The organism is Lactobacillus colini (assembly GCF_017874575.1).
Classification (GTDB): domain Bacteria; phylum Bacillota; class Bacilli; order Lactobacillales; family Lactobacillaceae; genus Lactobacillus; species Lactobacillus colini.
Window position 1 is genome coordinate 1 of the sequence record NZ_JAGGLU010000004.1, and the last position, 20,513, is coordinate 20,513.

General features: G+C 35.0%; 18 protein-coding genes. All 18 read right to left on the reverse strand.

Annotated features, from left to right (window positions below):
• Nucleotides 1-133 precede the first annotated feature (133 nt).
• Entirely contained in the window at nt 134-580 is a 447-nt protein-coding gene (locus J2Z60_RS04335; protein ID WP_209686455.1) for a hypothetical protein, read from the reverse strand.
• Between the two features lie 385 nt (nt 581-965).
• The gene (ribF, locus tag J2Z60_RS04340; protein WP_209686456.1) at nt 966-1,895 is read right to left on the reverse strand and encodes a riboflavin biosynthesis protein RibF; all 930 of its coding nucleotides are present in this window, start codon (nt 1,893-1,895) and stop codon (nt 966-968) included.
• A gap of 11 nt (nt 1,896-1,906) precedes the next feature.
• Nucleotides 1,907-2,800: a tRNA pseudouridine(55) synthase TruB gene (truB, locus tag J2Z60_RS04345; protein WP_209686457.1), complete on the reverse strand. Its 894-nt coding sequence runs from the start codon at nt 2,798-2,800 to the stop codon at nt 1,907-1,909.
• Nucleotides 2,801-2,845: 45 nt separating this feature from the next.
• The gene (locus J2Z60_RS04350; RefSeq protein ID WP_209686458.1) at nt 2,846-3,214 is read right to left on the reverse strand and encodes a ribosome-binding factor A; all 369 of its coding nucleotides are present in this window, start codon (nt 3,212-3,214) and stop codon (nt 2,846-2,848) included.
• Between the two features lie 35 nt (nt 3,215-3,249).
• Nucleotides 3,250-5,895, reverse strand: coding sequence for a translation initiation factor IF-2 (gene infB / locus J2Z60_RS04355; protein ID WP_209686459.1), 2,646 nt, complete (start codon nt 5,893-5,895; stop codon nt 3,250-3,252).
• 4 nt (nt 5,896-5,899) lie between these two features.
• Nucleotides 5,900-6,211: a L7Ae/L30e/S12e/Gadd45 family ribosomal protein gene (locus tag J2Z60_RS04360; RefSeq protein ID WP_209686460.1), complete on the reverse strand. Its 312-nt coding sequence runs from the start codon at nt 6,209-6,211 to the stop codon at nt 5,900-5,902.
• A gap of 2 nt (nt 6,212-6,213) precedes the next feature.
• Complete coding sequence (gene rnpM, locus J2Z60_RS04365) at nt 6,214-6,510, reverse strand: RNase P modulator RnpM (RefSeq protein ID WP_209686461.1); 297 nt, start codon at nt 6,508-6,510, stop codon at nt 6,214-6,216.
• A 16-nt stretch (nt 6,511-6,526) separates the two neighbouring features.
• Entirely contained in the window at nt 6,527-7,678 is a 1,152-nt protein-coding gene (nusA, locus tag J2Z60_RS04370; protein WP_209686462.1) for a transcription termination factor NusA, read from the reverse strand.
• Between the two features lie 20 nt (nt 7,679-7,698).
• On the reverse strand, nt 7,699-8,175 hold the full coding sequence (gene rimP / locus J2Z60_RS04375) for a ribosome maturation factor RimP (RefSeq protein ID WP_209686463.1): 477 nt from the start codon (nt 8,173-8,175) through the stop codon (nt 7,699-7,701).
• A 109-nt stretch (nt 8,176-8,284) separates the two neighbouring features.
• Entirely contained in the window at nt 8,285-12,583 is a 4,299-nt protein-coding gene (locus J2Z60_RS04380) for a PolC-type DNA polymerase III (protein ID WP_209686464.1), read from the reverse strand.
• A 5-nt stretch (nt 12,584-12,588) separates the two neighbouring features.
• Entirely contained in the window at nt 12,589-14,286 is a 1,698-nt protein-coding gene (locus tag J2Z60_RS04385) for a proline--tRNA ligase (protein ID WP_209686465.1), read from the reverse strand.
• 32 nt (nt 14,287-14,318) lie between these two features.
• Complete coding sequence (rseP, locus tag J2Z60_RS04390; protein ID WP_209686466.1) at nt 14,319-15,575, reverse strand: RIP metalloprotease RseP; 1,257 nt, start codon at nt 15,573-15,575, stop codon at nt 14,319-14,321.
• A 12-nt stretch (nt 15,576-15,587) separates the two neighbouring features.
• Entirely contained in the window at nt 15,588-16,379 is a 792-nt protein-coding gene (locus J2Z60_RS04395) for a phosphatidate cytidylyltransferase (RefSeq protein WP_209686467.1), read from the reverse strand.
• Between the two features lie 22 nt (nt 16,380-16,401).
• Nucleotides 16,402-17,118, reverse strand: coding sequence for an undecaprenyl pyrophosphate synthase (locus tag J2Z60_RS04400; RefSeq protein ID WP_209686468.1), 717 nt, complete (start codon nt 17,116-17,118; stop codon nt 16,402-16,404).
• A 9-nt stretch (nt 17,119-17,127) separates the two neighbouring features.
• Nucleotides 17,128-17,685, reverse strand: coding sequence for a ribosome recycling factor (frr, locus tag J2Z60_RS04405; RefSeq protein ID WP_209686469.1), 558 nt, complete (start codon nt 17,683-17,685; stop codon nt 17,128-17,130).
• Entirely contained in the window at nt 17,685-18,410 is a 726-nt protein-coding gene (pyrH, locus tag J2Z60_RS04410; RefSeq protein ID WP_209686470.1) for a UMP kinase, read from the reverse strand. The genes frr and pyrH overlap by 1 nt, the downstream gene beginning before the upstream one ends.
• Before the next feature lie 118 nt (nt 18,411-18,528).
• On the reverse strand, nt 18,529-19,554 hold the full coding sequence (gene tsf / locus J2Z60_RS04415) for a translation elongation factor Ts (protein WP_209686471.1): 1,026 nt from the start codon (nt 19,552-19,554) through the stop codon (nt 18,529-18,531).
• A 32-nt stretch (nt 19,555-19,586) separates the two neighbouring features.
• Nucleotides 19,587-20,378, reverse strand: a complete 792-nt coding sequence (gene rpsB, locus J2Z60_RS04420; protein ID WP_209686472.1) for a 30S ribosomal protein S2 — start codon at nt 20,376-20,378, stop codon at nt 19,587-19,589.
• Between the last annotated feature and the right edge of the window lie 135 nt (nt 20,379-20,513).

Here is a 20,513-nt window from a genome sequence, read left to right on the forward strand (position 1 = left end):
TTTCTATAAAATTTTGATTTGGATATTAATACTGAACTAACCAAACAAGAAAATTTATTAAAAATATTGATATTACTTGACTTTAGGTGGAAAAGTGCATCCCTTCATTACTTCAACGGTTAGGGATGCACCTTTAATTTTTATAAGCGTGTAAGTCTATAATATTTTCTAAGTTCCTTGCTACTTGACAAATTAAGAACCTATCAGCGAATTCTAAAAGAGCTTCTTTTCTTTTTTTATAGTATGCGCTTTGCTCATAGCCACTGTTAACGATTTTATTTCTAAGAGAAATATTATTAATTTCACTTTTTAAAATCCGTTTATAAGGCTTACTTTGAGTATCTGTGCATAAATTTACAGCATCTATTGCACTTTCATATTGTTCATTAGCTTCTTTAATCATTAAAAAGTAATTCGTTGCTGCATCTTCTTTAGGTGTATTGGTTACCTTTACACCTGTATAGTTGATACCCTTTAGATTTTTGAAATTAGCTAGCCTTGGAAGTTTATTATTTATAAAATCCAGAGTATTCCTTATAGTTTCTTTTTTATTTATTTCTATAGTTGCTATGTTCTGCATACTCTACCTCTTTCACATGCTTTATTTTTATGATTACAGGTAAATACAATTTTATCATTAATTATTTTATGCTCTTTATATTTCGCTGACACAAAATAAAAAGGCTCATTGTAAAATTCAATGAACCCTTATATAAAATTCTTTGATTGTCCTATCTTTGATCGTTTAATATTGTTCTTAATATTGCTCCTAATATTGAAATTTTTTAAGTTAATCACCAAAATGAATAAACTAAAATAATTGTCAAAAAGCTGTAATACCAAGCTTTATTACTAATTATGAATTTTTATTTTTATGCCTAGCATTTGATGCAAGGGAAGTGCTAAAAATATTTTAAATTGAAGCAATAATATTATTTTTACAATTATAAAACAATGATTACTTACTAATTATCTTGAAAATAGTCTTTAATATCCTGTTCGTCCCTCTTCATTTGGTCTATTAATCCATCTAAGCTATCAAACTTAATTTCACCACGCATGAACTTATACCATTCAATTGTCATTTGCTTTCCATATGCTTCTTCACTAAAGTCAAATAAGTTTGCCTCAATAGTAAGTTCTTTATTATCAAAAGTGTCATTATACCCTACATTGGTCATTGCTTCATACCACTTATTATCAATTTTGACCCTTGTAGCATAGACGCCTTCTTTAGGAAGCGCTTTTATAGGATTGATCTTTAAATTAGCCGTTGGAAAACCTAGTTGATGGCCGCGACGATATCCATGAACGATTTCACCGCTAATTTTATATGGATAACCTAGTAATTTCTTTACTAACGGGAAATTACCATTTTTTATTGCTTGTCGAATACTTGTTGATCCAATTTTTTCACCATAAAAAGTTTGTTTAGGTTCAACTTTAACTTTAAATTTTCCCTTAGCAAATTTAGGGAGATTTTGAACATTATCTACAGATTTATCTGGACCATAAGTATAATCAAAGCCCGCTACAACTGTGTCAACCTTAAGCTTTAAAAGAACATTATCTACATACTCTTGAGGACTCAACTGACTAAATTCCCTAGTAAAGTTAATTATTACTAAATAATCAACACCTAATTTTTCCATTTCGAGTGCTTTTTCTTCATTAGTAGTAATATAACTAATCTTATTTTTAGAAAATAATTCTTGTGGATGATGATTAAATGTCATTACCATCAACGGTATATTTTTTTCTAGAGCAATTGCTTTAGCATCATTTATTAATTTTTGATGGCCTCGATGAACGCCATCAAAAAAGCCAACTGCTAATACCACACTTTTATCAGTTAATTCTTTATCCCATGGATAATTTAATGTAATAGTTTTCAATTTCAATCTACCTACTCATTTTTAAGTAACATTAAATCAGGTCGATATTCTTTACCTTTTTTCTTATAAATCGCCTTAACTATTCCATTATAGCTTAAAGCTACTATATCAGGCACATTATTTAATCTAACACTTGCACCATTTTTTACACGTGAGAATTGTTCAGTAGATAATTCGATATTAGTTAAATCAGAAAAAAATGTATTAATTGACTGTAGCCATTTGTTAGGAGTATCGATATTTGCTTCAATATCTTCAAGAGTTACTGCTTGACTCATATCATAACCAGAACTTTCCGTTCTTGTTAATTCAGTCATTACAGCAGGTACGTTTAAAATCTCGCCTAAATCATTAACCAAAGATCTGACATAGGTTCCTTTGGAGCATTTAACAGAAAAACTAAAGCTCTCTGTTTTTAATTCAGAATCATAAATAGGATCAGAGGTGAGTGTATAGTTATAGACTCTTACTTCTCTTTCGGGACGTTCAACCTCAATTCCCTCTCTAGCATATTCATAAAGTCGCTTGCCATTAACTCTTACAGCAGAATAGATTGGTGGTAGTTGCTTGATATTTCCTGTCAACTTCTTCATGACCAGCTCAATTTCATTACTAGAAAATGGCTCTAGAATTTTTTTAGTAGCTAAAATTTTACCATCTAAGTCATAGCTATCAGTTGCCTGCCCTAGCATTCCCTTACCAAGGTAAGACTTAGGTTTTAAATGCATTAATTCAATTAGCTTAGTTGCCTGTCCAATAGCAATTGGTAATACACCATTAACTTCTGGATCTAAAGTGCCAGCATGACCAATTTTTTTGATATGCAAGATTTTACGCAATTTATAAACACAATCACTACTTGTCATACCACGAGGTTTATTTAAAACAATAATTCCATTTAACATATATTTTTCTCCTCTTATGAAAAAAGCGCCTTACGGCGCTTTTTATTAATTTTGCTTTCTACGAGCTTCATCAGCTTTTTTAACTTCTCTAATTAGATTATCAATCTTACTACCATAAGCTACAGAGGTATCACGTTTAAAAATTAGTTCTGGAACTTTATAAACAGTAAGAACTTGACCAAGCAAGTGCCGCATAACTCCCTTAGCTTTTTCTAAGCCTGCTGCAGTATCTTGCTCTACTTTAGGGTCATCTGATAATAAGCTATAGTAAACAGTTGCATATGATAGATCATTAGTACATTCAACTGCTGTAATTGTTACATCAGCAACACGTGGATCGCGAATATCTTTACGTAATATCTTAGTTAATTCACGTAATATTTCGCCTTCTACACGCCCAATTCTATGTTTCATAGATAGTACCTTCCTTTTTTTACTAAAGCGTTGATCTATTCAACAGGCACTTCTTGCATTTCGTAAGCTTCTAATTGGTCATCTACCTTAATATCGTTAAAGTTTTCAATAGTTAAACCACAATCGAAACCTTGCTTAACCTCTTTGACATCATCTTTAAATCTCTTAAGTGAAGCAACTTTACCATCATATTTAACGATACCATCTCTAATGACACGGATACCTGAATCGCGAGTTACATAACCGCTATCGACAAATGCACCTGCAATAGTACCTACCTTAGATACTTTCCAAGTTTCACGAACAGTTAAGCTACCAGTAACTTTTTCTTCATAGGTAGGTTCAAGCATACCTTTCATAGCTGCTTCAACATCATCCATCGCTTTGTAAATAATGTTGTATAAACGAATATCGACATTATCGCTTTCTGCCTGACTTTTAGCAGTTGCGGTTGGACGAACATTAAAACCAATAATGAAGGCATTTGATGCACCAGCTAAAGTAACATCAGACTCATTAATGGCACCTACACCTGAGTGAATGATATTTACACGAACACCTTCAACATCAATTTTTTCAAGAGATTGCTGTAACGCTTCGGCAGAACCTTGAACATCAGCTTTAAGAACAATGTCAACTTCTTTCATGTTTTCTCTCTTCATTGTGTCAAATAAGTTATCAAGAGTAACATGTTGTACATTTTCGCGTTGTTTTTCAAGAGCATTTTTAGCACGTTGTTCACCAACGCTTCTAGCAGTCTTTTCATCATCAAAGACAACTAACTTATCAGCTGATGAAGGAACATCATTTAATCCAGTAATTTCAACTGGCGTAGATGGTGTAGCCTTTTTAACACGACGACCTTTATCATTAGTCATGACACGGACACGTCCGTAAGTATCTCCAATAACAATTGGATCACCAATCTTTAAAGTACCTTGTTGAACTAATAAGTCAGCTACAGGTCCGCGACCTTTGTCTAGTCTAGCTTCGACAACAGTACCAATTGCTTTTTGTTGTGGGTCTGCTTGTAGTTCCATCACATCTGCTTGTAGCAAGATCATTTGAAGCAGGTCATCAACATTTTCACCAGTCTTTGCAGAAATCTTTACAAAGATTGTGTCACCACCCCAATCTTCTGGAACAAGACCATATTTCATTAGTTGTTCCATAACATGATCAGGATTTGCACCAGGTTTATCAATCTTGTTAACAGCAACAATAATTGGAACTTGGGCACTTTTAGCATGATCAATGGCTTCAATAGTCTGTGGCATTACACCATCGTCAGCTGCTACAACTAAAACGACAATATCAGTAATTTCTGCACCACGAGCACGCATGTTAGAAAATGCAGCATGTCCTGGAGTATCTAAGAAAGTAATCAATCTATCGTCCAGTCTTACTTGGTAAGCACCAATACTTTGAGTAATACCACCAGCTTCGTGCTCAGAAACATTGGTATGACGCAAGCGGTCTAATAAAGTGGTCTTACCGTGGTCTACGTGTCCCATAATAGTTACTACAGGTGGACGTTTAACTTGATTCTTAGACTCTTTAGAAGCTTCCATTTCCTTAGTGTATAAGTTATCAATATCAGAAATATCTTCATGAACTTTCTCTTCAGACTCAATGCCATATTCAGCTGCTAAAAGTTCAATAGTATCTTTATCCAGAGATTGATTTTGATTAGTCATTACACCCAGCATAAATAGCTTCTTAACGATTTCAGCTGGTTCTCTATGTAATATTTTACCTAAATCTTGAGCATTCATACCTTCTTCATAAACTAATACTTCTGGCAATGGACGCTCTTTTCTTTGAGTAGGTTGCTTCTTTACTTCAGTATGTTGTGTGCGTTGCTTTTTCTTATTTCGACGGCGACGTGCCTTGTCAGAACGTTCATTTCTTTGACGCTCATAATCAGCTGAATCATGACGCTTCTTATTTGATTTACTAAAGTCTTTTGCTCTATTTGGTTTAGAGTCTGGCTTTTCAACTGGAGGAGTTGGAATGGAAGCGACACGCTCAACTTTCTTTACCTTTGGTTTATTTCTAGCAGGAGATGGCTTAATAATTTTAGGGCCAACTGGCTTTTTACTTGCCTCTACATGGGCTTTAACAGCTTCGGCTCCTTCTTTTATAATTGGTCTTCTCTGATTACGCGTAGGATTTTCCTCTTTCTTTACGCTCTTATTAGGAGCTGATTTAGGTTTATTTTGTTCTTCATGCCATTTTTGACGTGAAATTCTTGCTTGTGCATCAAGCTCCCCAGCTTCTGCACGTTGCTTCTTTTTAAATTGCTTTAATAAATCTCTAGCAGCTGGACGCGGACTATTACTATCTGCTTGCTCATGTTTATTATTCCGCCGGCGATCATTAGAATTCTTAAAATGACGCTTATTTTTATTATGATTGTCATTTTTCTTTTTTTCTTTATGATCTCGTTTTCTAATCGCACCAACTGAAATTTTTATTTTACTTTTTCCTTTGGATTGATTATTTTCAGCTTTTGATGATTTAGCAGTCTTGAAGCTACTCATTAATTTAGAAACTTGCGCATCATCCAATGAGGACATGTGACTTTTGACATCAAACCCTAGTCCCTTTGCCTTATCAACAACGGCCTTATTATCGATGCCTAATTCTTTTGCTACTTCATAAATTCTCTTTTTAGCCATCAAATCACACTCCTTTATTTAATTTTTTAATTATAGCTTGACTAAAGCCAGGATCAGCAATTGCAACTATCTTTCTCTTCTTTCCTAAAGCACTAGTAAGTTGGTCAGCAGTAAATAAGTCACAAACAAAAATTTTTTGCTTACGATTTAAAAATTCTAGCTTATCTCTAGTATTTTTGCTTAAATCTGAAGCAATAAAAATAATTTTTAACTTGCGGTGTATTAATCCTAACTTAACTGCATCAAAGCCACTAATTAGCTTTCCTGCACGCTGTGTCAAACCTAAAAAATTTAAAACTAATTTATCACTTTGCAAAGTTATTCATCACCAAACAATTCTTTTCTTGCCTTTTGGTGGTCCACATATGCATAAAGCTCTTTATAGAAATCGTCAGAAATTTTTGTTCCTAAACTTTTTTCTAAAACTCTATTTTTTTGCGCTTCTGCAATTTTTTCTGGCTCTAAAGAAACATATGCTCCGCGCCCGGACTTTTTACCAGTTGGATCTACGTAAACATTTTTTTCTTTATCAACTACAATTCTTACTAATTCTTTTTTAGGAGCCATCGTGTTGGTCAAAAGATCTTTACGCATTGGAATCTTTCTTTTTTTCAAAGAAAATCACCTATCCTTATTCTTCTGTTTTATCTTCACTAACTTCTGAATTATCTTCTTGGTCTAATTCTGCATTGTTAGCTTCAGCAGTAGATTTATCTTCTTCGCTTGTGCTGGCTTCATCTACAAATTCAACTTGCGATTCTGGTTTAATATCAATCTTATAATTGGTTAATCTTGCAGCTAAGCGAACGTTTTGACCTTTTTTGCCAATTGCTAATGAGAGTTGGTAGTCAGGCACAATTACTAGAGCATTCTTTTCAGATTCATCATCACTAAATTGCACTGCAATTACTTCCGCAGGATTAAGGGCATTGGCAATATAATCAGAGGGATCTTCCTCATATTTTACAACGTCAATATTTTCGCCACCTAATTCATTAACAATATTCTGGATACGTGAACCTTTAGGACCAACGCAAGTACCTACTGGATCTACATTTGGATCATCGCTCTTAACGGCAATCTTTGTACGATCTCCAGCTTCGCGAGAAATAGAAACAATTTGTACAGTTCCATCATAAACTTCAGGAATTTCTTGTTCAAACAGTCTCTTCACTAAATCTGGGGCAGTTCTAGATACAACGATTTGAGCACCCTTAGAGTCTGTGCCAACCTTCTTAACTAACACACGAATTCGGTCTTGAGGATTGTAAACTTCACCATCTAATTGATCTTGAGGAGGCATAACTGCTTCAACCTTACCAATTTTAACATAAACAAAGCGATTATCTTGTCTTTCAACAATCCCAGTCACAATTTCATCTAAATATTGTGAGTATTCAGCATAAATATGTTCTCTTTCAGCTTCACGTAAGCGCTGCATAATCACCTGCTTGGCAGTTTGTGCTGCTAACCGTCCAAAGTTTTTAGGTGTTACTTCAAACTTAATTTCATCACCTAATTCATAGGCTCTATTAATTTCTAAAGCATCTTTTAGACTTACTTCAAGGCGGCTATCTTGGACCTCTTCTACAACAGTTTTAACTGCATTGACTCTAAAAGATCCCTTCTTTTCATCAAAAACAACTTCTACATTCTGAGCTTGATTATAATTCTTTTTGTATGCTGCTACTAAGGCTGCCTTAATAGCATCGACAATAACTTCTTGTTTAATGCCTTTTTCTTTCTCTAAGATAGAAAAAGCCTCAACCATTTCATTTGCCATAAGTTTTTGATCAATCCTTTCTAAAATTCGATTGCAAAGCGGATATTGGCAATCGCACTACGGGGAATTTCTATTTCTTTTTTACGAGTTTTGATTTTAATTTCTAAATTTACAGTATTGTGATCAAAATCCTTTAAAGTTCCCTCATAAACTTTATTTCCATCAATTTTTTTATATAAGCCAACGTGAATATATGATCCTCTAGCACGTTGCCAATCTGCCTCAGTCTTAATTGGACGTTCCAGTCCAGGAGAAGAAATTTCTAAAATATATGGTACTGGAAAAGGATCGGGATTAAGTTCATCTAGCTTTTCAGACACAATATCACTCAAATTAGCAATTTCTTCAATGTCGATGCCTCCCGGAACTTTATCCACATAAATACGTAAATAATATTGTGACTTTTCTTTTACGTATTCAACATCTACTAACTCATCACCACGGGCTTCAGCTAGGGGAGTAACCATATTAGAAACAATCTCGGTAATTTTTGCCAATTTTATTCCTCCGTAATAAAAAGAGTGAGCATTACTGCTCACTCGAATTAGCTATTCGAACTTCATTGCTAGAATACCATATTTAGCTTGAATTGTAAATCTTGAAGTATTAAAAAAGTGAAAGTTGATTTTGATCAGGCATTCCATCTAACACACCATTATTTTCAAAGTATTCCATAATTGTTTGAGACACTTTGCCACGAGTAGATAGATCTTCTTTAGACAAAAATTTCTGTTCTGTACGAGCCGCTACAATTTGGCGTGCAGCATTATCCCCTAATCCAGGTACTGCATTAAATGGTGCTAAAATAGTATGATCATCAATAATTTTGAAATCAGTTGCTTCTGAATGATCAATATCAACCATTTTAATTTTAATTCCTCGCTCTAAACATTCATTAGCTATTTCCAAAACTGTTAGTAATGATTTATCTTTTGCAGAAGCGTCCATGCCTTCGTCTTGAATTTTTTGCATAGCAGCTTTAACACTATTTTTGCCATGACTCATTGCCACTAAGTCAAACAAATCTGCCCTAACAGAGAAGTAAGAAGTGTAGTAAATTACCGGATAATAAACCTTGAACCAAGCAATTCTCAATGCCATTAAAATATAAGCTGTAGCATGAGCCTTAGGAAACATATATTTGATCTTTAAACATGAATCAATATACCAATCTGGAATATTATCATTCTCTTTTAGAACTGCCATATCTTCATCGCCGATTCCGCGACCATGACGAACAGATTCCATTGTAGAAAAAGCAACCTCAGGTTTAACTCCCCAGTGAATTAAGTCCATCATAATGTTATCACGACATCCAATGACATCCTTTAGACTAACTACACCCTTATTAATTAAGTCTTCAGCATTCCCTAACCAAACATCAGTACCGTGTGATAAACCAGAAATCTGTAAAAGCTCTGAAAAAGTAGTTGGTTTAGTTTCTTCCAGCATTCCTCGTACAAATCTAGTACCAAATTCTGGGACACCTAAGGTACCTGTTTGTGAGCCTATTTGTTCTGGTGTGACTCCTAGAATGTCAGTTCCAGAAAACAGCGACATAACGCCTGGATCATCTGGTGGAATTGTTAGTGGATCAACTCCTGATAAATCCTGTAACATTCTAATCATCGTTGGATCATCATGTCCTAAAATATCAAACTTCAATATATTATCGTGAATAGAATGGAAATCAAAGTGCGTTGTCAACCAAGCAGCATTAGTATCATCAGCAGGATATTGCACCGGGGTAAAATCATAAATATCCATATTATCTGGCACAACAACAATACCAGCTGGGTGTTGACCAGTAGTTCGCTTTACTCCAGTTGCTCCTGCAGCTAGACGATCAAGCTCTGCATTTCGCAATTCAAGTCCATTTTCATCTTCATAGTGTTTTGCATAACCATATGCGGTTTTATCAGCTACAGTACCTATAGTTCCGGCACGATATGAATTGTCTGGTCCAAACATAACTCTAATATAATTATGAGCTACAGGCTGGTAATCTCCTGAGAAATTCAAATCAATATCAGGAACTTTATCACCATGGAACCCTAAGAAAGTTGCAAATGGAATATCTTGACCATCTTTAACCAATGGAGTACCACATTCAGGACAATCTTTATCTGGTAAGTCATAGCCAGAGCCATACTCACCATTTTCAAAAAATTTATGATATTTACATTTTGGACAACGATAGTGAGGCGGCAGCGGATTAACCTCGGTAATACCTGACATAGTAGCTACTAGGCTAGATCCAACAGAACCACGTGATCCTACCAAATAACCATCTTTATTAGATTTAGCCACTAGTTTTTGAGAAATTAAGTAGATAACTGCATAACCATTAGAAATAATTGAATTAAGTTCCATATCAATGCGGTCTTTAACTATTTTTGGTAAAGGGTTGCCGTATAATTCATATGCCTTATTATAAGTCAAGTCCTTCATCTCTTGATCCGCATTTTCAATATGCGGTGGATATAGACCGCTCTTAATCGGAGCAATTTCTTGAATCTTATCAGCAATCAAATTAGTATTATCAATAACTATTTCTTTTGCCGCATCTTCGCCTAAAAACTCAAATGCATCAAGCATTTCTTGAGTTGTATAAAAATATAAATTTGGCAGATCTTTGTTTCTATTAGGATTACGTTTTTGCGATGCAATTAAAATCTTACGATATATTTCTTCATGAGGTTCTACATAGTGACTATCACTGGTTGCAACGACAGGCTTGTTAAGCTCTTTTCCTAATTTATAAATATTAGTTAAGATCTCTTGTAACTCAGACTCATCTTTAATTAATTGATCTTCAATTAGCATTTTATAAGTTTCAGGTGGTTGAATTTCAAGAAAGTCATAAAACCTAGCTTTTTCACGCGCTTCATCGTAGCCTTTTTGCATCATAGCTACAAAAACATCGCCTTCTAAACATCCACTTCCAAATAATAGTCCTTCATGATATTTTCTCAATTCAGACTTAGGGGTTCTAGGCTCACGATAGAAGTATTTAGTACTTGCAACAGATACTAACTTGTACATGTTCTTTAAGCCCGCTTGATTTAACGCTAAAACAGTCATATGACTTGGTCGAGCACGCTTATAAACTTGCCCATATTTGGCATAATCATTCATCTTACCTAAATCTGGTTCATTAAATCTATCATAAAATGCGTCAAGTAGCTTGAACATTAAATATCCTGTAGCTTCTGCATCTTGATTAGCTCTATGGTGATGCTCAAGAGTTACATTATACTTTTTGGCTAAAGAATCTAACGTATGACGTGTCTGTTCTGGATGTAGAAGACGAGACACTTCAAGAGTATCAACTACTGGTTGAGATATTTCATCTAGCTGAGCACGTCTTAAAGCAGCATTTACAAAGCCAACATCAAATTGAACATTATGTCCACATAGGGGTCTATCACCATAAAAATCTTTGAATTGCTTAATTACAACTGCTTCATCATCAGCTTTGCTTACCATTTCATCTGTAATTGAAGTTAAATTAATAGTTGCATCACTTAAGGGATGATGGGGATTAATAAATTTATCAAATCGCTCAAGCACCTCTCCATTCTTCATCTTTACAGCACCAATTTCAATAATTGTGTCATAAACTGAAGAAAGCCCAGTTGTTTCAACGTCAAATATTACATATTCGCGGTTTCGATAATCCATTTCTGCTGGATTTAAAACTAATAAGGCATGATCATCAATCATATTAGCTTCATAACCATACAAGATTTTCATATTTTCTTTCTTACCGCTACTATAAGCTTCAGGGAAGGATTGTACATCTCCATGGTCAGTAATTGCAATTGCTGTTTGACCAAATTTTTTGGCTGTTTTAATAAAGTCACTCGGACTATCCGTTGCATCTAACTGACTCATATTAGTATGCAGATGTAATTCAACACGCTGCTTATCGCCCTTATATTCTTCTTGACGACCGACATGTTCAATTAATTCCATATTTCTAATATTAAAAACAACTTCATGCTGCCATTGATCGTCTGCGGCAGACCCTTGCATACGTGCCCATACGCCTGGTTTAATTCCCTTATAGAAATCAATGTCATCAGGATTAGAAATAAATCTCTTAAAACTAATAGAATCCGTGTAGTCAGTAATTTCGCCAGTAAATATCGCCTTTCCAGACTTCAACTCTCTGATATCAATACTAAAGATATGTCCTTCAATGACAACATTAGAAGTACCATCTTCTAATTCTTTCATTTGAGTGAACTTTGCTTTGCTGTCAACCTTATCTTTACCTGCATGACTAGTCTTAACACGGGTATGACTCTTAGGAACAGGTGGAGCATCATTATAAAGCTTGCTCATAGCTTGATCATGCTGAAGTTGTTGCTCTTCTAAGCTCTTAAAATCTTCATCAATGCTTTGAGAATCTACTCGTGTGGCAAACTTAATATTAAAAAAGCCATATTTTCTAAATTCTTCATTCAATTCAGCCAGAATTTTTTCATTAATTAAATTATCTACAACCTGATTTTGGCTAGGAATATACCATTTTCCATCTTCCAATACTGGTTTTTGATTTTGTAGAAATTTTTTAACTACTACAGATAAAGCTGGCGAATTTTGCACTACATGTTGCCAATACTGTGGTAAATATAGTGCCTTTCCATCAGAAGTTTTGACAAATAAATCTACATCAACAATAGAATCAAATTCGGATTTTATAGCATCTAATAATAACTTATATGTATCAAATTGCAGTGGTGTAGCAAAAAAAACGTGGATTTGCCACTTTCTCTCATTGGTTAATACATCCACGTTTTCAATCTCACCAGCTTTGACAATATCATTATCATCAAAGTTTTCTGGAAACTTAATTTGCTTTAATAAGTGTAAGAAAAGATCGTTTTGTTTAGTCACGAAAATTACCCTAACTCTTTATTAATATATGCGTCTAAGTCATCTACATCAATCTCAACAGCTCGATCATCGCTTGGACGCTTAACTTCAACAATACCATCACTAGCTTTGCGACCAATAGTAATTCTAATTGGTGCTCCCACTAAATCTGCATCATTGAACTTAACACCTGGGCGTTCATTGCGATCATCATATAAAACATCATACTTAGATGATAACTTCTTCTCAAGCTTTTCAGCAATCTCAGTTTGAGTATCATCTTTCATTTTCATTTGAATCAAATGAATCTCAAAAGGTGCAATCTCTTTTGGCCAAGCTATACCATTTTCAGTTAGATGTTGTTCAACTGCTGCTGATAACATTCTTGTTACGCCAATACCATATGATCCCATAATAACTGGCTTAGCTTTACCATTATTATCTAAGAAATCTGCTCCCATAGTATCAGTATAGTAAGTTCCCAACTTAAAGATATGACCTACTTCAATAGAAGTTGTAAATTTAAGTGGTAAATGATCCACAGGATCAGGTTCTCCCTCATTAGCAGTTCTCAAATCTGCAAATTCATCAACTTTGAAATCACGATCAATATTAGCATTCTGATATTGATAGTCTGTTTCATTGGCTCCTACAACAACATTATAAAGATTCTTAACGGTTTCATCAGCAATGATTTTATCTGCCCAATTAGCATTTACAGGACCTACACCGCCCTTAGCAGATCCGGTAATGTCAATTAATTCTTCAGCACTTGCTTCACGAACTTCGTCAGCATCTAAAACATGTCCCAATTTAACTTCATTAATTTGCTTATCGCCACGAATCAAAACTAATACTTTTTTATCATCGGCGATAAATAAAATACTCTTTATAATTCTAGTTGCAGGCACATTTAAGAACTTAGATAACTTCTCAATACTCTCGCAATCAGGAGTAGCAACTTTCTCAATATCTTTAAGCTCTTCTGGTTCTTGTTTGAAAGTATCAATACTTTTAGCCATTTCAAGGTTAGCAGCATAGGTTCCCTTTTCATTAGTAGCAATAGTATCTTCACCTATAGCAGCTGGAGCTTGAAATTCAGTTGAATTTTTACCACCCATAGTACCAGAATCAGCGATTACTGGGTGAACTGTAACACCTGCGCGATTAAATATACGCTTATATGCATTTTTTTGATCTTCAAATTGTTCATCAAGTTGATCTTTAGTTGCAGCAAAGCTATAACCATCTAACATTACAAACTCACGTCCACGAAGTAATCCAAATCTAGGACGGTTTTCATCACGAAACTTAGTTTGAATTTGATATAAGGCTAATGGCATTTGCTTATAGCTCTTTAAGTTCTTGGCAACTATTTCTGTAAAAGTCTCTTCATGGGTTGGTCCTAATAAGCTTTCACGTCCATGACGATCCTGCAATTTAAACATTTCTGCACCATATTTTTTATAGCGACCAGATTCTTGCCAAAGAGTTGCTGGAAGAAGATGCGGCATAATCATTTCAGGTACATTAATTCTGTCCATTTCTTGTTCAATTATACTCTCTGCTTTTCTCAAAACGCGATAACCTAATGGTAAATATGCGTAAACACCAGCAGTAACTTGACGAATATAACCTCCTCTGAGCATTAATTGGTGGCTTTTAGCCACAGCATCAGAAGGTGCTTCCTTTAATGTAGGCATGAAAAATTTAGATTGACGCATGTTGTCCTCCAAAAATTAAATTCAAAATTAAATTATTTTATAAAGTAGCGATAAATATCATTACCAGTAACTGCAATTATTAATATCAAAAGAAATACAAAACCGATCATATCAACAATTGCTTCTTTATCTTGTGGAATTGGCTTACCGATAATTAGTTCAATAATATTCAGTAATAGCTTACCACCATCTAAACCAGGAATTGGCAATAAATTAACAATTCCTAAATTAATTGAGATCATTCCTAAGAACACTAATATATAAGTAAAGCCCATTTGAGAAACCTGAGCAGTCTGTGAATAAATGCCAACTGGTCCAGATAGCTTATTCAAACTAAAGTGTCTGAACAATCCACCAACTGCATTAAAAATTAAACCAGTAGTATTTACAGCACTATTCCAGCCTCGTCCCAACTTAGAGGTAAGAGAATCATCAGTCTTAGCATATATACCTAATTGATATGCCTTTTGACCATTAATCGTTACTTCCTTTGGGACTACTCTAAAACTCTTATGTTTATTTTTTCTCTTTACTTCTAGATGAACGGTCTTATTTTTATTCTTAGATATAATTTGACTTATTTGCTCAAATTGCGTAATTTTTTGACCATTTAAAGTAGTTATTTGATCATTTGCCTTAATTCCTATACTTTGAGCAGGTGAATTATTAGCCACATGACTAACTACTGTTGTCGAAGGACCAGGTATAGTCATTGACCAAATCAAAAACACCACGAATCCCAAAATTACATTCATTAATGGACCAGCAATATTAGTTGCTAATTTTTTCCAAACATTTGCTTCTTGAAATTGTACATCTCTAGGTGCAATTAAGAGTTCAGTGCCATTTTTTTCAATGATTGTTGCATCATGATCAACATGATAAGTTTTTAACTTATCTTCTTCTCCATTTTCAAATCCAGAAATAGTTAAATCATCAACAAGATCACTAGAATTTACTTGGAGTGGAACACCCTCAATTGGTATCTGTGAACCAGATGCATCTATTCGCTTCACGACTCCTGCTTCGTTTAGCTGCAAAATAACTGTAGTACCGGGATCAATCTTTGCTGTATCATCTGGGCCAGCTAAACGAACATAACCACCCAATGGTAACCATCGAATTGTATATGTAGTCTGCTTATGCATTACTTGGAACAATTTTGGACCCATACCGATAGAAAATTCTCGGACTAAGATACCAGATTTTTTAGCTACAATAAAATGACCAAATTCATGTACGAAGACGAGGATACCGAAGACAACAATAAAGATTAAAATACCTTTCATTCAGTAGTTCTCCTACATAATACCCATAAATGCAACTACAGGTAATACAAATAACATACTATCGAATCTATCCAAGATGCCACCGTGTCCTGGTAAAATTCTGCCAGAATCTTTTACGCCATAAAATCTCTTGTAGGCTGATTCTACTAAATCGCCCATTTGTCCAATAATAGATAAGAAAAAGGCTAAAACGATTAAGCTGAGAGAATCCCTGCCAGTTGGTACAAAGTATACATAAATTCCTGCACAAATAATTGCCATAATAACGGCTCCAATAGAACCTTCCCATGTCTTATTTGGACTAATAACTGGCCAAAGTTTGTGTCTACCAATCTTTCTACCAATTAAGTAAGCAAAGATATCAGTTGCCCAAACAACTACAAAGACATAGAACAATACTTGTAGTCCCATATGAGCATTTCTAATTGCTGCCATGTAGTGAAAACCTGTACCAATATACAGAGATGCTAATGTATACACACCCACATCATCGAAGGTAACACGATTCTTGGATAGTACAGTTCTCACCAACATTAACATCACAAAGATATAGAAAATACCAATACGAGTTAAAAAAGGTGGCAAAAAACTAAAGAAACTGTCTGGCACAGCCAGCGATAGTGTTGCTAACAGCGCAAACACAAAATCCCAAGAAACTAGAATTTGTTTCTTCATAATGAAGATTTCACCTATACCGACTGCCGCAAATGCACAGGCGGCAATATCTATCCAAATCCCACCAAAATACACAATAGGGATAAATATAATTAAGGCAATAATTGCCGTGATTACTCTTGTTTTCATATCCTAATAAATTTCTATTAATCTATAACTTTCCGAAACGACGATCACGTTTTTGATATTCATCAACTAACTGTTTTAAATCACTCTCATTAAAATCAGGCCAATTTTTCTCAATAAAAGCAAACTCACTATAAGCAACTTGCCACAATAAAAAATTAGACAATCTTTGTTCACCCGATGTTCTAATTAACAAATCTGGATCATCATATGGTGTTAGAGCACTAGTTAGTAAATTATCAGAGAACATTTTCTCATCAATTTTATCGGGATCAACTTTACCAGAAATTGCTTGCTTAGCAATATTTTTTACTGCAGATATTATTTCCTTTCGTGAACCATAATTAAACGCAAAATTTAATACCATACCAGTATTATTAGCTGTTTCTTTCATGGCTCTTTGAACAATTTCATAAGTTCTTTGAGGGATACTATCTTTAAAGCCCATGATATTTACTTTAACATTATTTTCCATTAATTCTGGCATAAATTTATTAAAGAAATCAATCGGCAACTTCATTAAATAGTTTACTTCATCTGTTGGTCGAGCCCAATTTTCAGTAGAAAAGGCATAAAGTGTCAACACTTTAATGCCTAAGTCGTTAGCAGCTAGAGCAATTTTACGAATGTTTTCCATACCATTTTTATGCCCGACGAAACGTGGCAGATGTCTTTTTTTTGCCCATCGTCCATTTCCATCCATAATAATTGCTAAGTGATTCAAAGCTTTTTTATTACTCATATTAGAGTCCTAGCCTTGAGTAATTTCTTTACTCTTCTTATCAGCGAGTTCATCAACCTTCTTAGTTGAATCATCTGTTACCTTTTGAACTTGCTTTTCTAAGTTACGCTGTTCATCTTCAGTAATATCGCCATCTTTAGTCTGACGCTTTAAGGTATCCATTGCTTCACGACGAACATTTCTAATAGCGATTTTAGCTTTTTCAGCTAATTTCCCTACTTGCTTGGCAATTTCTTTACGGCGTTCACCAGTTAATTGAGGAATCACGATTCTAATTACAGAGCCATCATTTGCAGGCGTAATTCCTAAATCTGATGCCAAGATAGCATGTTCAATATCATCTAAGCTAGTTTTATCATATGGTGTAACCATTAAAACACGTGCTTCTGGAATAGTGATACTTGCCATTTGATTTAAAGGAGTTGGTGCACCATAGTATGTCACTTTAATATTATCTAATAAGCTTGCATTTGCGACACCTGCACGGATTGAACCTAAGTCCTTTTCATAAACTGCAATGGATTTATCCATATTACTTCTTGCTTTTTCAATAACTTCATTTGACATTATTTATCACCCCTAATAACTGTACCAATATTTTCACCTTCAACAACTTTTTGAATGTTGCCAGGTTTATTAACATTAAAGACAATCAGCGGAATATCATTATCCATTGATAATGAACTTGCTGTGCTATCCATAACTTTTAAGTTCTTTGAAATTAAATCTAATTGAGTTAATTCATCATACTTTTTAGCACTAGGATCAAGCTTTGGATCAGCAGAGTACACTCCATCAACACCATTTTTAGCCATTAAAATGACATCTGCATCAATTTCAGCTGCGCGCAAAGCTGCAGTAGTATCAGTTGAGAAGTATGGATTACCAGTACCACCACCAAAGATTACTACCCGACCCTTTTCTAAGTGACGAATAGCCTTTCGACGAATGTAGGGTTCAGCAATTTGGCGCATTTCAATTGAAGTTTGTACTCTAGTTGGCACTCCTAAGTTCTCCAATCCATCTTGCAATGCTAGTCCATTCATTATTGTGGCAAGCATTCCCATATAATCTGCTTGAGCTCTTTCCATTCCTAAATTTGCACCGGTTTCGCCGCGCCACATGTTACCACCACCACAAACGATACCGATCTCTACGCCCATATCATGAACTTTTTTTATTTCGCTTGCTAAGTGTCTAATAACTTCTGGATTAATTCCTGTTCCATTCGTGCCGGCAAGCGCTTCTCCGGAAACTTTTAAAATTATGCGTTTGTACTTTACTTGATTCATGATTGTCCTCCTTAATAGCTCTTCTCATTTTACCATAAACAAAGTCAGATAACTGAATATAAAAGCAAACGAATGCAAAAAAAGAGTGATGCAGACGCACCACTCCTTTCTTTAGAAATTACTTCATTTGTTCGCGAACTTCAGCAGCAAAATCTTCTTGCTTCTTTTCGATACCTTCACCAACTTCATAACGTTGGAAAGCAACTAACTTAGCGCCTTTTTCTTTTAAGAACTCACCAACAGTTTTGCTGTCGTCCATAATGTAGTTTTGTGATAAAACTGCAAATTGCTTATCAACTTGAGTATTATCATCAATAAAGCGTTGCATCTTACCAGGAATAATCTTGTCCCAAATCTTTTCTGGTTTGCCTGCTTCTTTAAGTTCTGCCTTAATGTCTTCCTTAGCCTTAGCTAAAACATCATCAGTTAATTGCTTTTCTGAGCCATAAACGTAGTGAGGTAATGGCTTCTTATTTACCAATGCACGGCTTTCATTGTCTTGGTCAATCTTGTGATTCATTAAAGCTAATTGTTCAGTAATAAACTCATCGCTTAATTCATCAGGTGAAATAACCTTAGGACTCATTGCCGCAATGTGCATTGCCAAATGCTTAGCAGTAGCAGCATCTGCACCTTCTAAGACAGTAATAACACCAATTTGACCACCATTATGTTGGTAAGCACCAAATTCTTGGTCATCAGTCTTTTGCTCTAAAGCAAAACGGCGTAAAACAATCTTTTCACCAATTGTTGCTGTTGCATCAACAAATGATTGAGCTAAAGTAGTTCCATTCTCCATCTTTAACTCTTCAGCAGCTTCCATGTTAGCAGGCTTACCTTCAGCGATTGTCTTAGTAACATCATTTACTAATTTAACGAATTTGTCGTTTTGAGAAACAAAGTCAGTTTCTGAGTTAACTTCAGTAATAGCTGCTGAATTACCATCAACATAAACACCAGTTAAACCTTCAGCGGCAATACGATCTGCTTTCTTAGCAGCTTTAGCCATACCTTTATCACGAAGATATTGGATTGCCTTTTCCATATCACCGTCAACTTCTACCAATGCTTTCTTGGCATCCATAACACCAGCACCAGAGCGTTCACGTAATTCTTTAACTTGAGCAGCGGTAATTTTTGCCATTTCAATTTCTCCTTATGAAATCTTAGTAAAAATTAATCTTGATCTTCTGCTTCTTCAGCTACTTCTTCAATTGACTTTTCGCCATTGTCAGCTTCAGCAGCCTTGTCAGCCATCTCTTTTTCAACGTCTTCGTTGTCGTCTTGACCTTGCTTACCTTCGATGATAGCGTCAGCCATAGCACCAGCAATTAAGCGAATAGCACGGATAGCATCGTCGTTTGATGGGATAACAACGTCAATTGGATCTGGATCAGTGTTAGTATCAACCATAGCAACAACTGGAATACCTAAAATATTAGCTTCGTGAACAGCGATCTTTTCTTTCTTAGGATCAACAACGAACATAACATCAGGAATTCTAGGCATATCTTCGATACCACCTAAGAATCTTTCAAGCTTGTCCATTTCCTTAGTTAAAAGTGCTACTTCCTTCTTTGGAAGAACATCAAAAGTACCGTCTTCTGACATTTCCTTTAATTGCTTTAATCTCTTAACACGGCTTTGGATAGTAGTCCAGTTAGTCAAAGTACCACCTAACCAACGTTGGTTAACGTAGTATTGACCTGCGCGCTTAGCTTCTTCAGCGATTGAATCTTGTGCTTGCTTCTTAGTACCAACAAACAAGAATACACCGCCATCTTGAGCAACTGCCTTAGTGTAGTTGTAAGCATCATCTAACATCTTAATAGTCTTTTGTAAGTCGATGATGTAGATACCATTTCTTTGAGTAAAGATATAAGGAGCCATCTTAGGGTCCCATCTTCTAGTTTGGTGACCAAAGTGTACACCTGCTTCAAGCAATTGCTTCATTGTAACAACTGTCATAAAAAAATCCTCCTATGGTTATTAATTCCTCTCAGAAGGTCCCATTAGAATCAGACCCAATACTAGGGCACCGTAGATTCTAATCGCTTCTGATGTGATATATAAATATGCGTGTAAAAGCACACTCAAACATTG

Bases quoted from the DNA above. Each gene is read 5' to 3' on its own strand.
- J2Z60_RS04385 (WP_209686465.1), bottom strand. From the start codon at position 14,286: ATGCGTCAATCTAAATTTTTCATGCCTACATTAAAGGAAGCACCTTCT.
- pyrH (WP_209686470.1), bottom strand. From the start codon at position 18,410: ATGAATCAAGTAAAGTACAAACGCATAATTTTAAAAGTTTCCGGAGAA.
- J2Z60_RS04350 (WP_209686458.1), bottom strand. From the start codon at position 3,214: ATGAAACATAGAATTGGGCGTGTAGAAGGCGAAATATTACGTGAATTA.
- rpsB (WP_209686472.1), bottom strand. From the start codon at position 20,378: ATGACAGTTGTTACAATGAAGCAATTGCTTGAAGCAGGTGTACACTTT.
- nusA (WP_209686462.1), bottom strand. From the start codon at position 7,678: ATGGCAAATGAAATGGTTGAGGCTTTTTCTATCTTAGAGAAAGAAAAA.
- J2Z60_RS04395 (WP_209686467.1), bottom strand. From the start codon at position 16,379: ATGAAAACAAGAGTAATCACGGCAATTATTGCCTTAATTATATTTATC.
- J2Z60_RS04335 (WP_209686455.1), bottom strand. From the start codon at position 580: ATGCAGAACATAGCAACTATAGAAATAAATAAAAAAGAAACTATAAGG.
- rseP (WP_209686466.1), bottom strand. From the start codon at position 15,575: ATGAAAGGTATTTTAATCTTTATTGTTGTCTTCGGTATCCTCGTCTTC.
- J2Z60_RS04400 (WP_209686468.1), bottom strand. From the start codon at position 17,118: ATGAGTAATAAAAAAGCTTTGAATCACTTAGCAATTATTATGGATGGA.
- truB (WP_209686457.1), bottom strand. From the start codon at position 2,800: ATGTTAAATGGAATTATTGTTTTAAATAAACCTCGTGGTATGACAAGT.
- frr (WP_209686469.1), bottom strand. From the start codon at position 17,685: ATGTCAAATGAAGTTATTGAAAAAGCAAGAAGTAATATGGATAAATCC.
- infB (WP_209686459.1), bottom strand. From the start codon at position 5,895: ATGGCTAAAAAGAGAATTTATGAAGTAGCAAAAGAATTAGGCATCGAT.
- tsf (WP_209686471.1), bottom strand. From the start codon at position 19,554: ATGGCAAAAATTACCGCTGCTCAAGTTAAAGAATTACGTGAACGCTCT.